Source organism: Actinomadura sp. KC216 (genome assembly GCF_004348535.1).
Taxonomy (GTDB): domain Bacteria; phylum Actinomycetota; class Actinomycetes; order Streptosporangiales; family Streptosporangiaceae; genus Spirillospora.
The window spans coordinates 18,586-32,200 of sequence record NZ_SMJX01000004.1 but is presented as its reverse complement, the minus strand read 5'-3'; the positions used below and the strand labels follow the sequence as shown (position 1 = coordinate 32,200).

Genomic DNA, 13,615 nt, shown 5'->3' with positions numbered 1-13,615 from the left:
GCCCCTACCTCGATCCGCCGGCGGGCTCCATCAGGATCAGGCGCTCCTCCGTCATGTCCCGGATGGCGTAGCGGGGGCCTTCGGTGCCGTAGCCGCTGTCCTTGACGCCGCCGTACGGCATCAGGTCCGCGCGCGTGCTCGACGTCGAGTTGATCACGACGCCGCCCATCCGGAGGGTCTTGGCGGCGGTGAGGGCGGTGTCGAGGTCCCGGGTGAAGATGCCCGCCTGGAGGCCGTACGGGGTGTCGTTCACCTTGTCGATCACGGCGTCGAGGTCGTCGAAGGGGACGACGGAGACGACGGGCGCGAACGCCTCCTCGCAGAGCAGCCGCGCGTCGGGCGCCACGTCGACCAGGATCGTCGGGGACATCATCGGGCCCGTCCGGTCGCCGCCGGTCACGATCCGGGCGCCCTGGTCGACGGCGGCGTGCACCCATTCCTCGGCGCGCTTCGCCGCCGCCTCGCTGATCATCGGACCGATGTCGGTCGACGGGTCCTCCGGGTCTCCCAGGACGAGCTTCGATGCGGCGGCGGACAGTTCGCCCAGGAATTCGTCCAGGACGTCCGTGTGGATGTAGAGGCGCTGTACGGACGTGCATACCTGGCCCGACTTGCGGAACGCGCCCCGCGCGCATTGCTGGGCTGCCGAGAGGACATCGGCGTCCCGGCACACGATGGTCGCGGACACGTTGCCGCACTCCATCGTCGCGCGGCGCATGCCGAGGCGTGCGGAGATGGCCTTTCCGGCGGCGGTGCTGCCGGTGAAGGTGATGAAGTCGACGCGCTCGTCGTCCACGAGGGCCTGCCCGACCGGGTCGCCCGGGCCGAGCACCAGGCCGATCAGGCCCGGCGGCAGGCCCGCGTCCAGCAGCATCCGGCAGAGCGCGGCGGCGGCGATCGGTGTGAACGGGGACGGCTTGACGATCACCGCGTTCCCGGCCGCGAGCGCCGGTCCGACCTTGTGGGCGACGGTGTTCAGCGGCGAGTTGAACGGCGTGATCGCGCCGACCACGCCGACCGGCGTGCGGATCGTGAACGCGAGGCGGTGCGCGAACCCGGGCGCGGCCTGGATCGGGACGACCTCGCCGTCGATCCGCTTCGCCTCCTCGGCGGACGTCAGCATCGTCTGCACGGCGCGGTCGGTGTCGCCCAGGCAGTCCTTCACGCTGAACCCGGACTCGCGGGCCACGTCCAGGGCGAGCTGCTCGCGGTTCGCCGCGATCTGGTCGGCGACCGCGCGGAGGATCTCGTAGCGCTGCAGGGGGTTGAGGGGGGTGCGGCTCGCGGCGCGGGCGACGGTCACGGCGTTGGTCACCATGGCGGGCGTCGCGTCGTACGACGTCGCCAGGGGTGCGCCGGTGAACTTGTGGTGCACCGTGCGTTCGTGGTCGCTGCGCAGCCATTCCCCGTTGATCAGGTTCTCGACCGCGGGTAGGTCCGTCATGCCTGCTGTCCTCTCGTCTCGTAGGCGCGTCCCGCCCTGAGCACGCGGGCGTCCTGGTGGCGGGGACCCACCAGCTGGAGCCCGGCCGGGAGCCCGGCGGAACGCGTGCGGCCGCACGGCACGCTCAGCGCCGGTTGCCTGGTCATGTTGAAGGGGTAGGTGTAGGGCGTCCACGACGCCCAGACCTGCGACTGCTCGGGGGCCGGGCCGTTCTGCCCCGCCGGGAACGCGACGCATGGGACGGTCGGCGTCGCCAGTAGGTCGTATTTGTCGTGGAACCGCGCCATTTGGAGGCCGAGATTTGCGCAGACGGCCATCGCGTCCAGGTATTCGACGGCGGTGATTCCGCGGCCCTTCTCCGCGTACTCGAGGAGCGCCGGGTCTACCCGGGTCAGGTCGTCCGGGCCGTAGGGCTTGAGCGTGCGGGCCACTCCGGCGCACCAGAGTGTTTGAAACGCCTCTACGGGATCGTCGAAGATCGGCTCGATCTCTGTGACGTGTGCGCCCAGGTCGGCCAGGGCGTCGATCGCGTCGGCGACCAGCGACGCCACTTCCGGGTCGTTGCGTCCGTAGCCGAGGTCGGGCGAGTAGCCGATGGTCAGGCCCTTGACGCCTTCTTCGATGCCGTCTGTGAACGAGCCGTCCCGGGCGGGCAGCGCGGCCCAGTCTCGGGGGTCGGGGCGGCCGATCACGTCGAGCATGATGGCGGCGTCTAGGACCGTCCGGGTGATCGGGCCGCGGTGGGAGAGAAGGCCGTTGCTGCCCGGCGGGTACGTCGCGATCAGGTCGCCGGTCGGCTTGAAGCCGACCGTCCCGGTGAAGGCCGCCGGCACCCGGACGGACCCGCCGCCGTCCGTGCCGACCGACCACGTGCCCATCCCGGCCGCGACCGCCGCCGCCGAGCCGCCGCTGGAACCGCCGGGCGTCAGCGCCGGGTCCAGCGGGTTCCTGGTGATCCCGAACCGGTCCGAGTCCGTGACGCCCTTCCAGCCGAACTCCGGTGTCGTGGTCTTGCCGATCAGGACCGCGCCCGCCTCGCGGAGCCTGGCCACGCTCGGCGAGTCCTCCGGCCATGGGCCTGCCTCGTCCGCCAGCCAGGTTCCGCGGAGCGTCGGCCAGCCGCGGGTCCGTTCGAGGTCCTTGACCGACGTGGGGACGCCGTCGGCCCGGCCGCGCTGCGTCCCGGCCGACCAGCGGGCCTCCGATTCGGCCGCCGACCGGAGCGCGGCGTCGGCGTCGACCAGGACGAACGCGTTCAGCTCGGCGTCGCGCTCCTCGATCGCGGCCAGCGCGGCGCGGGTCGCCTCCACCGGCGACACGTCGCGCCGCGCGTACGCCCCGGCCAGCTCCGCGGCCGTCATTCCGGCGAGATCCGACACGGCGGCCTCTACGCCGCCGGCTCGAAGTCCGACGCGTCGAATTCGAACTCGGTGAGCGCGGCGACCTCGTCGACCGTGAACCCCGGCGCCACGTATTCGAGTTTGAACACCTCGCCGACGCGGCGCAGCACGCACAGGTCGGTGACGACGATGTTGACGCAGTTCAGCCCGGTCAGCGGGTACTCGCAGGAATTGACGAGCTTCGGGTTGCCCTTGGAGTCGCAGTGCATCATCAGCACCATCACGTTGACGTCGCCCGCGACCAGATCCATGGCGCCGCCGATGCCGCCGCCGACCATGTTCGGGGTGCTCCAGTTGGCGAGGTTGGCGTCGGCGTCCACCTGGAACGCGCCGAGCGCGACGAAGTCGACCTTGCCGCCGCGCACCATCTCGAACGACGTCACGCTCTCGAAGAACGACGCGCCCTTCTCCAGGTGCACGTACTGGCCGCCCGCGTTGTATATCTCGGGGTCGTAGTCTTCGCGGGACGCGATCGTCCCGTAGCCGAGCACGCCGTTCTCCGAATGCAGGACGATGTCGCGCCCCGAAATGTAATCGGAGATGAGCGTCGGGATTCCGAGGCCCAGGTTCATGTAGCTGCCGTTCGGCACGAGCCCGGCCGCGACCTCCGCCATCTGCTTGCGGGTCAGCGCCTGCTTGCCGTTGTAGGTGCGGGCGCTGTCGGCGCCGCGCCCCTCCCGCACCACCGGGAAGTCGTGCGGGACGTCGACCGTCTTGCGGACGACCCTGCTCACGAAGATGCCCGGGAGCCCGATGCGCTCGGGGTCCAGCTCGCCCTCGACGATCTCGTCCACTTCGGCGATCGTGATTTCGGCGCCCTTGGCGAAGGCGGGCATGAAATTGCGTCCGACGCCGTCGAACTCCAGGTTGCCGAAGCGGTCGGCGCGGGCGGCGCGGATCAGCGCGTAGTCGACCTTCAGCCCCATTTCCAGGACGTGCTCGACACCGTTGATCACACGGGTTTCCTTGCCTTCCGCGACCGCGGTGCCGACGGCGGTGCGGGTGAAGAACGCGCCGATCCCGGCGCCCCCGGCGCGGAGCCGCTCGACGAGCGTGCCCTGCGGCACCAGCTCGACCTCGATCTCGCCCGCGGCGATCTGCTTCTCGGCCGCCGACGTCGCCTCCCCCGCCCGCGCCGAGAACGACACGATCAGGCGGTTGACCTGCCGGTTCTCCACGAGGGTGATCGAACGGTAGGGGCCCTCGCCGAGCGAGTTGGCGACCAGGCAGAGCTGCCGGGCGCCCTGCTCCCGGAGGGCGACGGTGAGGCTCGTCGGGAAGCTGTGGGTCTTGCCGAAACCCGCGATCGACACGCTCGCGCCGTCCGGGACGTCGGCGACGGCCGCCAGCGGAGACTCGTACACCTTGTTGATGGTCATGCCTGTCCCTTTTCCTCTGCGCTCTGCACCGGACGGAAGCGGGGCAGCGCGCTGCCGTTTCCGGTGTCCTCGAACACCACTTCCACCGCGTCCCCGATGGCGACCTTCTCGACGTCGCAGTCGACGATGTTGGTCATCACCCGGGGCCCTTCCTCAAGCTCCACATAGGCGAGGACGTACGGCGTGACGCCCTTCCACGCGCCCCCGGCCCGGTGGACGACGCTGTAGGAGTAGACGGAGCCGCGCCCGCTGAACTCCTCCCACCGCGTGTTCGAGCCGTGGCAGAACGGGCAGATCGGCCGCGGGTACCAGATCGCCGACCCGCAGTCGTCGCAGCGGCGGCCGAGGAACGTGCCCTCGGTGGTCGCCTTCCAGAACTCCGCGGTGTCCGGGTTGATCACCGGCGGCGTCGCGGGCAGCACCGGGCTCCGTACCTCGCTCATTCGCCGTCCCTCCCAAGGATCATCGTGGCGCTGCGCATCCGGGTGCCCAGGTCGCCGCCGTTGCCGTGCACCAGGGCGATCTCGCAGTCGGGGATCTGCACGCCCTGGTTCGCCTCGCCCCGCAGCTGCCGCACCGCCTCGATGGTCTTGGTGATCCCGCCGCGGTGGCCCGGATGGTTGTTGCTCAGCCCGCCGCCGTCGGTGTTGAACGGGAGCTTGCCGTGGGGGGCGACGAGCGTCCCGTCCATGACGAAGCGTCCGCCCTCGCCCTTCGCGCAGAAGCCGAGGTCCTCCAGGATCTCCAGGACGGTGATCGTGAAGCTGTCGTAGATCGACACGTAGTCGACGTCCTGCGGCGTAACTCCGGCTTGCTCGAACGCCCGCGGCCCGGACCACACCGCGCTCGTGTAGGTGAGGTCGACCTTGCCGCCGTTGGTCAGTTTCGCCGCCTCGCCCTGCCCCATGATCTTCACCGCCTGCCGGTCCAGGCCGCGGGCGACCTCGCGGCTGACGACGACCACGGCGCCGCCGCCGTCCGTGACCACGCAGCAGTCGGCGCGGTGCAGCGGGTCGGCGACCATCGGCGAGTTGACGACGTCCTCGACCGTCAGCACCTTCTGCAGGAAGGCGTTCGGGTTGTGGGACGCGTGCTTCGACGCCGCCACCTTGATCTCGGCCAGTTGCTCGCTCGTCGTGCCGAACTCGTACATGTGGCGGCGGGCGGCGAGCGCGTAGGTGCTCACCAGGCCGGCGCCGGTGTAGATCGCGGTCTCGAAGTCGTCCTCCGGGCGGGCCGGGCCGCCGCCGCCCGGCTGGATGCCCGTCCGCGGCTTGCCCGCCAGCGTGATCAGCGCGACGCTGCACTTCCCGGCCGCGATCGCCGCCGCCGCGTGCGACACGTGGTAGATCGGCGAGGCGCCGCCGCTCTCCGTCGAGTCCATGTAGGTGAGGTTGCGCAGGCCCAGGTACTCGGCCATCGTGACCCAGCCGCCGCCGTACCCGGGCGCGTCGTGGCCGCAGAAGTAGCCGTCTACGTCGTCGAGGGTCAGTCCCGCGTCTGCGAGGGCCCCGATGGCTACCTCTGCGTGGATCTGTGCCAGCGATTTGTCCGGCAGCTCGCGGCCTGGATGCTCATAGGCACCGATGATCACTGCGGCATCGTTGGCGTTCATAGGGATCCTCCCGGACGCGGGGACGGCAACTCGGCGGGGCGCGGGGCGGGCACGTCCCCGGCGTCCCCTGGGCCTGGCAAGAGGCCGTTTCGTATCTCTGTGTCGTGCTGGCCGAGGCTCGGGGCCGGGCGGGGCTGCGGCGGCTCGTAGCCGAACAGCCGCAGCGGGAAGCCCTTCTGCCTGCGTGGTTCGTCGAGGAAGACCCGGCGGCGCCGGAAATGCGGATCTTCGGCGCGTTCGCGGGCGGACTGGACCGGCGCGGACGGTACCCCGGCCCGGGTCAGCTCGCGGACGCACGCGTCCTTCCGGCGCCGCCGGGTCCAGGCACTGATCGCGGCGTCGACCTCGCGGTGGTTCTCCTCCCACCAGCGGGCCGGTTCGCCCGCCATCCGGTCGGCGCCGATGAGGGCCGCGAGCGCGGCGCGTTCGGCGTCCGTCCGGCAGGCGATGGCGATCCACTGGTCGTCGCCGTCGCACCGGTACACGTCGTGCGGGGTGCTGCCGGGACGCCGGTTGCCGGACGGCTCCGGAACGGTCCCGGTGTCGAGATGCTCGATGATGCGGTCGGCGAGCGTCCAGCTCACGAGCTCGCGCTGCGACACATCGAGGTACGTTCCGCGCAGGTCCTGGACCGCGCAGTACGCGATCAGACCGGCACCGAAGAGGGAGACGATCTGGTCGGGGTAGTTGATGTCGGCCGACGACCACATCGGGCGCTCCCCCGCGTACCCGGTGACCGACGCGAGGCCGGACAGCAGGTCGAGGCTGGAGCCGTAGGACCGGGTGCCCGACTCGGGGCCCGACTGCCCCTGGCTGGACAGCGACAGGTAGATCAGCCGCGGGTTGACCTCGATCAGCGTCGGGAAGTCGATGCCGAGGCGGCGCGTGACGCCGACGGTGAAGTTCTCGATCAGCGCGTCGGAGCGCGCGACGAGCCGCCGCATCTCCGCCCGCCCGGCCTCGGTCTTCAGGTCGAGCGTGACGCCCAGCTTGCCGGCGTTGTTCGACTCGAAGAGCGGCGACTCCTCCATGACCTCGGCGTCGCCCGCGCCGGGCACCGGCCACACGCGGAACGCGTCCGGCCGCTCCCTCGCCTCGATCTTGATGACCGTGGCGCCGTAGTCGGCGAGGAGCCGTCCGGTGGCGGCCCCCGCCGTGATGGTGCCGAGGTCGAGGACGACGAACCCTTCGAGCGGGGCCCTGCCCCGGCCGTCCGCCGTGTGCGGGACGGGTTGTGGCGGGACGGGTCGGAGCGGGGTGGGCTCGGCGGCTTCGTCGTCGTCGCCGGTCAGGGACGGTGGGGGGCCGAAGCGCCACGGGAGGCCGACCAGCGGGGCCAGCGTCGCGCCGTCGCCGTCCGAGATGAACGACCTGGCCTGGTACTGGGGGTCGGCGGCCAGGTCGGCCAGGTCGGCGCCGTAGCCGAACGGCAGGCCGAGGCGCTGCGCGGCGTGGTAGATCTCCCGCTTGGTGCGCTGCGCGGCCCACCGCTCGACGGCCGGCCACCAGGAGTCGACCAGCTCGAAGCGCGCCTTGTCGCCGCGCAGCCTGGGGTCTTCGAGCGCGGGGTCGCCGACGAGCTTCACGACGCTGTCCCACTGCTCCGGCTGGAAGATGAACCCGATCCAGCCGTCCGCGGCCTCGACCGTCCGCCAGCGGCCGATGCTCGTGCCCGTCCGGACGGGGATCTGGCCGGTCTCGGTGTAGACGATGTCGCTCTTCCAGTCGATGTACGCGGCAACGTCGCAGAGCGCGACGTCCACGACATCGCCGCCCGGGCGGCGGAGCGCGAGCATGGCTCCGTAGAAGGCCACGAACGCGGCGGCGTGCGCCACCTGCTCGCCGCCGAGGCTCAGCGGGCGCCGGTCCGGCTCGCCGACCATCGCGGCCAGGCCCCCGTAGCACTCGGCGAGCAGGCTGTCGCCGTAGGCGTCAGAGCGCGGGTCGCCGGCGCCGTAGGGCGTGATCGCGACGACGACCAGCCGCGGATGGGCGGCGCGCAGGCCGGCCGGGGTGAGCCCGGTCTCCGCCGACCTGCGCGGGCCGACGTCGGTGATCAGGACGTCGGCCGCCGCGAGCAGCTCCGTCAGGCGGTCGCGGCCCTCCGGGGTGGACGGATCGAGCCGAACGCTCCGCTTGTCGGCGTTCAGCGCGGCGAAGGTGTAGCTCAGGCCGCCGGCGTCGACCGGCTCGCGGGTGCGGAGCGGGTCGCCGCCCGGCGGTTCGCATTTGGTCACGGTGTGGCCGAGGCCGGCGAGCAGCCGCCCGCAGACCTGGGCGGCCACGCCCTCGGCGAGCTCGACCACCCGGAGAACCCTGCCGGTTCGCGTGGCTCCCCCGGCGGCGGCGTCTGGACGGTTCATCGCGCGCCGTCGCCGGTCCGGCCGACCGCCATCCGGTGCGTCGCATGGCGGTCGTCGAGCACGTCCGAGCGTGCCGTGATCTGGTGCCGGACGTCCTCACCGTACTCGAGGGCCTTCGTCCAGTCCGAGATGTACATGGGGATCTCGTGGAGGGCGCGCTTCGCCCACGTCAGCGTCACCGCGTTGTGCCGGGCGACGCGCCGCGCGAGGTCGAGCGCGGCGGACTGGAGCTCGGCGGCCGGGACGGCGGCGTTCACCAGGCCCCATTCCGCCGCCGTCGCGCCGGTGATCCGGTCGGCGGTCAACACCATCCAGGCCGCGCGCTTCGCCCCGAGCCTGAGCTGCGTGGACGGGCCCGCGAGCCCGGGATACAGGCCGAAGCCGACCTCGGGCATCCCGATCGGCGCGTCGTCGGCGGCGACGGCGAGATCGCTCGAGTTGATGAGGGTGAGCCCGCCGCCGAGCGCGTACCCGTTGACGGCGGCGATGACGATCGCCGAGTGCTGCCGGATGCGCTCCTGGACGGTGAGCCAGCTCGTGCGCCGCCCCGCGCCGCGGCGGTCGGCGTCGATGTCCTCCTCGGCGGACTCCTTGAGGTCGACGCCCGCGCAGAAGGCCGGCCCGGCTCCGGTGAGGATGATCACCTTGGCCTCGCCGTCGCAGCGGTCCAGGACGTCCAGCAGTGCCGCGCGCGCGGCCCGGCTCATCGCGTTGCGTTTCTCGGGACGGTTCAGCGTGATGCGCGCGACGCCGTCGGACAGGTCCTCGTACCGGACGAGGTCGTGGTCAGCGATCGAATCCATGGGAGTTCAACCTCACTTCCCTGCGGCAACGCCGGTGCTGAACTGTGGAATGACCCGCCCGCCGGGACTCGGCCGGAACACCGCGTGAACCGGCTGGTCGAGGCGCAGTTCTTCGGTCGGTTCGTCGGCCAGTACGCTGATCACGAGCGGACCCTCGGCCAGCCGCACATAAACAAGCCGGTAAGGGACCTCATCGGCGAACGCGGCGAAATATTTCTGGTGCATCGTGCACCACGACCAGATGGTTCCGGCTCCGCTGACGGCCTCCCAGGTGGCCGAGCTGGAAAGGCACTCGGGGCACACGGGGGCGTCCGGGAAGCGGTGCCGCCCGCAGTCCGCGCATTTCTGGAGGCGGAGCTCGCCGGCTTCGCAGCCGTCCCAGAACGGCTTGTTGCGCGGGGTGATGTCCGGCAAGAGTTTCGCGTAGGCCGCGACGTCCATCGGCTTGCCCCCTTCTAGTCGGCCACGAAGATGTGCGATGTCACGATGGGCGAGACGCACATGTACTGCACGGTCCTGCAGTTCTCGACCTGCCGGTCACCGGCTTCGCCGCGCAGTTGCCGTACCGCTTCCACATGGAACGCGAAGCCCTGCATGTAGCTCTCGCTCGTATGGCCGCCCGAGGTGTTCATCGGGCGTTTCCCGCCGAGCTCGATCCATCCGTCGCGGATCCATTCCCAGGACCCGCCGCGAGGCGCGTGACCGAAACCCTCCAGCGTGAAGAGAATGGTCGGGAGGAAGTTGTCGTACACCTGCATGCAGTCGATCTGGTCCGGGCCGATTCCCGTCTCCCGGTAGAGCCGGTCGGCCACGGCCGCGCTCGTCTCGAAGTAGAAGTCGGGGCTGATGTAGCTGCGGCTCAGCTCGGCGCGGCCGGCCGTGCCCGCCACCAGGACGGGTTTCTTCCGCATGTCGCGGGCCCGGTCGGCGGACGTCACGATGAACACAACGGCGCCGTCGTTGATGATGCAGTAGTCCAGCTTGCGCAGCGGCTCGGCGATGTACCGCGACGAGAGGTACTCGTCGCGGTCGATCTCCTTCTGGAACACCGCGATCGGGTTGCGGGCGCCGTTCGCGCGATTGTTGATGGCGAGCGGGGCCAGCGCGTCGTCCGGTGCCCCGTACATGGCGCGGTACCGCTGGTACATCATCGACACGTAGGCGCCCGTGGACGTCATTCCGTACATGGCGTCGTAGGCGCCCGCCGGATCGGCGTCCCCGCCGCCGTATTTCGTGCCCGCCGTCCTGCCGTTCGTCGCGTACACGCAGGCGACCATGTCCGCCATTCCCGAGCGGACGAGGGCGCATGCCTCCTGCAGGGCGACGCCGGCCATCCGTCCGGTGCCTTCCAGGTCGTGGACGAACCCCGGCCCGGTGACCCCGGCCGTCTCTCCGAACTGGCCGTACTTGATGTTGATGCAGAGGAGTCCGTCGATGTCCTGTTGAGTGGCGCCGCAGTCGTCCAGGGCGTCCCTGAACGCCTCTGCGGCGAGTTGGTACACATCGTTGGGCTGGCTCTTGTCCGCGTAAAGCCGCCGGAAGTCCGACGAACCGACGCCGACGATTGCCACATCCTTCATGGCCATGGCGATATCACCCTCGTACTCGTGCCGACGTGGCCCTGGGCGGCCACCGGAGTTGTGCTTTTACTTCGGGTGCTTCTTCTCGAGGATTTCCACAGCTTCAAGGGCCGCCTTCGCGGCCGCCCGGACATGGCGGTGCGCCGCCTCGGCCGCGCGCTCGGGCGAGCGGGCGGCGATCGCCTCGGCGAGTTCGAGGTATTCCCGCGCGGACGCCTCATGCCGGCCGGGAATGGTCACCGAAAGGCTGCGCAGCGCGTGGATGCGCGTGTGCAGGGGCTCCAGCATCGACTTCAGCAGCGAGTTGCGGGCGCCCGCGAGGAGCAGTTCGTCGAACTCGTATATGGCCTGGAGCCGCTTGTCGCCGGAGTCGCGCGGCTGGACCTTCTCCACGAGCGCGGCGACCTCCTCGTCGGTCGCGCGCAGGACGAACAGCTCCGCCGCGGCGGGCTCCAGCGCGTCGCGGACCTCGTAGATCTCCCGTACCTCGTCGCTGCCGAGCCTCGCCACGCGGACGCCGCGGCTCGGCGACGGCTCCACGAGCCCCAGGGTCTGCAGGTGCCGCATGGCCTCCCGCACGGACGTCCGGCTCACGCCGGTCAGTTCGACGAGTTCGCGCTCGGTGAGCTGACGACCGGGCGGGAGCAGGCCCGCGGCGATCGCGTCGCGAATACGCCGCACGACCATCTCCGGGACGGATTCGGCGGGGCGGTCGATCGTCAGGTCGAGCTTCGGGTCGGTCACGGCAGTCCTTCACTTTTGTCTGACGTACTACAGATTACGTCTGCCAGTATATGTCGGTCAATGTGGGTCAGGTCACGGGGCAAGGCACCCTCATGGCACCACCGCGACACGCTCATGGCGCCGCCGCGACACGGGTCGGCGCGAGATCGTGCAGCGGCGAGCCCGCCAGCGTGGGGCCGCTCGTCTGCAGATGGCACGCGACCTCCCCGCCGCCCTCGACCGCGGTGTGCTCGGGCATCCGCTGCCTGCAGACGTCCATGACGAACCTGCACCGCGTCTGGAACGGGCACCCCACCGGCGGCTTCGCCGGGTCCGGGAGATCCCCCTCCAGGACGATCCGCTCCGACTCCCGGCGCGGGTCGGGGATCGCCGACAGCAGCGCCTGGGTGTACGGATGCGCCGGCGCGCCGTAGACCCGCTCCGCCGGGCCGGTCTCCACGATCCGGCCGAGGTACATGACCCCGACCCGGTGCGAGATGTGCCGGACGATCGCCAGGTCGTGCGCGATGAAAAGGTACGTCAGCTTGAACTCCGACCGCAGCCTCTCCAGCAGGTTGATGACCTGGTTCTGGGTGGAGACGTCCAGCGCGGACACGGCCTCGTCGCAGACGACGAACCGCGGGTTCAGCGCGATCGCCCGCGCGATCGCGAGCCGCTGCCGCTGCCCGCCCGAGAACTCGTACGGGTACCGGTCGGCGTAGCTCGCGCGGAGCCCGACCATCTCGATCAGCTCGTGCACCCGGCTGCGCGCCGCCTTCGCCGACAGCTTCTCGTGGACGACGAGCGGCTCGGCGATGCTCGCCGCCACCGTGGACGACGGGTCCAGCGACGAGTACGGGTCCTGGAACACCATCTGCATGCTGCGCCGCGCCTTGCGCAGGGCACTGCCGCGCAGGGACGTGACGTCATGCCCGGCCACCCTGATGGACCCGCTCACCGTCGGCACCAGCTTCAGCAGCGCCCGCCCGGTCGTCGACTTCCCCGACCCCGACTCGCCGACCAGCCCGAACGTCTCGCCCTGGTCGATGTGGAAGGTGACGTCGTTGACCGCGCGCACCTGCCGCGCCGCCGCCAGCGTCCGCTTCTTCCGGAACACGACGCTGACGTCGCGGACGTCCACAAGCGGCCCGCCCGCGGACGCGGAACCCGGCTCGGACGCCGTCACCGGCTCGGACTCGACCCCCGGCTCAGAGGTCGTCCCCGGCGCGTCCGCACTGACCTTCTTGATGCTCATGGGGAACCCACCAAACGCAACTGCTCGGTTCGGCAGCAGCGGGCGCTGCGGCCTGCCTCGACGATCCGGAGCGCGGGCGGCGCGGCCACGCATTCGTCGCTCGTGTACCCGCACCTGGGGCTGAACCTGCAGCCCTCCGGCATCCGCCACGGCTCGGGGGTGCGGCCGGGGATCGTCGGCAGCTCCTTCCCGCGAACCCCGAGATGCGGCATGGCGCTCAGCAGCCCCGCCGTGTACGGATGCTTCGGCGCGTTGTAGAGGTCGAGCGCGTCCGCGGTCTCCACCACCTCGCCCGCGTACATCACGACGACCCGGTCGGCCAGCTCGACGACGAGCCCGAGGTCGTGGGTGATGAAGAGGATGCCGCAGCCGGTCTCGTCGCGGAGCCGCGAGAGCAGCGCGACGATCTGCGCCTGGACGGTCACGTCGAGGGCGGTGGCGGGCTCGTCCGCGATGAGCAGCTTCGGCTCGCAGGCCAGCGCCATCGCGATCATGGCCCGCTGCCGCATCCCGCCGGAGAACTCGTGCGGGTAGTCCTTGACGCGGCTGCCCGCGTCCGGGATCCCGACGAGGTCGAGCATCTCCGCCGCGCGGGCGAACGCGGCGCGCCGCGAGCCGCCCTTGTGCCGCCGGTACACCTCGGCGATCTGGTCGCCGATGGTGAACGCCGGGTTCAGGCTCGTCATCGGCTCCTGGAAGATCATCGAAATCTCGTTGCCGCGGATGTCGCGCAGCGCCCGCGCGGGCATGCCGATCAGGTCGCGGCCCTGGTAGAGGATCCGGCCGGACGGGGTGCGCGCGTACCCGTCCGGGAGCAGCCGCAGCACCGACAGGCTCGTGACGCTCTTGCCCGACCCCGACTCGCCGACCAGGCCCACGATCTCGCCTGGCCCGACGTCGAAGGACACGCCCGCGACGACGTTCGTCCACCCGCGATCGGTCAGGAAGTCGACGTGCAGATCCTCGATCTGCAACAGCCGGTCGCCTTCGCTCTTCCCCATGCTCATGCCCTGCCTTTCTGGGGAACGCCCCCCAGGCCCCCGAGGGGGAAGG

Annotated in this window: 12 protein-coding genes; all 12 read right to left on the bottom strand. The window is 70.9% G+C overall.

From position 1 onward, the window contains the following. Positions 1 to 4: 4 nt before the first annotated feature. On the bottom strand, positions 5 to 1,444 hold the full coding sequence (locus E1264_RS01205) for an aldehyde dehydrogenase family protein (RefSeq protein ID WP_132168638.1): 1,440 nt from the start codon (positions 1,442 to 1,444) through the stop codon (positions 5 to 7). Further along, on the bottom strand, positions 1,441 to 2,823 hold the full coding sequence (locus E1264_RS01200) for an amidase (RefSeq protein ID WP_132168636.1): 1,383 nt from the start codon (positions 2,821 to 2,823) through the stop codon (positions 1,441 to 1,443). The genes E1264_RS01205 and E1264_RS01200 overlap by 4 nt, the downstream gene beginning before the upstream one ends. An 8-nt stretch (positions 2,824 to 2,831) precedes the next feature. Beyond that, the gene (locus tag E1264_RS01195; protein ID WP_207935649.1) at positions 2,832 to 4,223 is read right to left on the bottom strand and encodes a 3-oxoacid CoA-transferase subunit A; all 1,392 of its coding nucleotides are present in this window, start codon (positions 4,221 to 4,223) and stop codon (positions 2,832 to 2,834) included. Next, positions 4,220 to 4,666, bottom strand: a complete 447-nt coding sequence (locus E1264_RS01190) for a Zn-ribbon domain-containing OB-fold protein (protein WP_132168634.1) — start codon at positions 4,664 to 4,666, stop codon at positions 4,220 to 4,222. Before E1264_RS01190 ends, E1264_RS01195 begins: the two co-directional genes overlap by 4 nt. Continuing rightward, positions 4,663 to 5,838 (bottom strand): thiolase domain-containing protein, encoded by a 1,176-nt coding sequence (locus tag E1264_RS01185; protein WP_132168632.1) that lies wholly within the window; start codon positions 5,836 to 5,838, stop codon positions 4,663 to 4,665. Before E1264_RS01185 ends, E1264_RS01190 begins: the two co-directional genes overlap by 4 nt. After that, on the bottom strand, positions 5,835 to 8,144 hold the full coding sequence (locus E1264_RS01180) for a CoA transferase (RefSeq protein ID WP_165963900.1): 2,310 nt from the start codon (positions 8,142 to 8,144) through the stop codon (positions 5,835 to 5,837). The genes E1264_RS01185 and E1264_RS01180 overlap by 4 nt, the downstream gene beginning before the upstream one ends. 53 nt (positions 8,145 to 8,197) lie before the next feature. Beyond that, positions 8,198 to 9,004, bottom strand: coding sequence for an enoyl-CoA hydratase/isomerase family protein (locus tag E1264_RS01175; protein ID WP_132168628.1), 807 nt, complete (start codon positions 9,002 to 9,004; stop codon positions 8,198 to 8,200). Positions 9,005 to 9,016: 12 nt separating this feature from the next. Next, positions 9,017 to 9,445 (bottom strand): OB-fold domain-containing protein, encoded by a 429-nt coding sequence (locus tag E1264_RS01170; RefSeq protein WP_132168626.1) that lies wholly within the window; start codon positions 9,443 to 9,445, stop codon positions 9,017 to 9,019. Between the two features lie 14 nt (positions 9,446 to 9,459). Next, positions 9,460 to 10,584, bottom strand: coding sequence for a thiolase family protein (locus E1264_RS01165; protein ID WP_132168624.1), 1,125 nt, complete (start codon positions 10,582 to 10,584; stop codon positions 9,460 to 9,462). 66 nt (positions 10,585 to 10,650) lie between these two features. Further along, complete coding sequence (locus tag E1264_RS01160) at positions 10,651 to 11,328, bottom strand: GntR family transcriptional regulator (RefSeq protein WP_132168622.1); 678 nt, start codon at positions 11,326 to 11,328, stop codon at positions 10,651 to 10,653. Positions 11,329 to 11,440: 112 nt separating this feature from the next. Further along, positions 11,441 to 12,562 (bottom strand): ABC transporter ATP-binding protein, encoded by a 1,122-nt coding sequence (locus E1264_RS01155; RefSeq protein ID WP_132168620.1) that lies wholly within the window; start codon positions 12,560 to 12,562, stop codon positions 11,441 to 11,443. Then, positions 12,559 to 13,569, bottom strand: coding sequence for an ABC transporter ATP-binding protein (locus tag E1264_RS01150; RefSeq protein WP_207935648.1), 1,011 nt, complete (start codon positions 13,567 to 13,569; stop codon positions 12,559 to 12,561). Before E1264_RS01150 ends, E1264_RS01155 begins: the two co-directional genes overlap by 4 nt. Positions 13,570 to 13,615 lie beyond the last annotated feature (46 nt).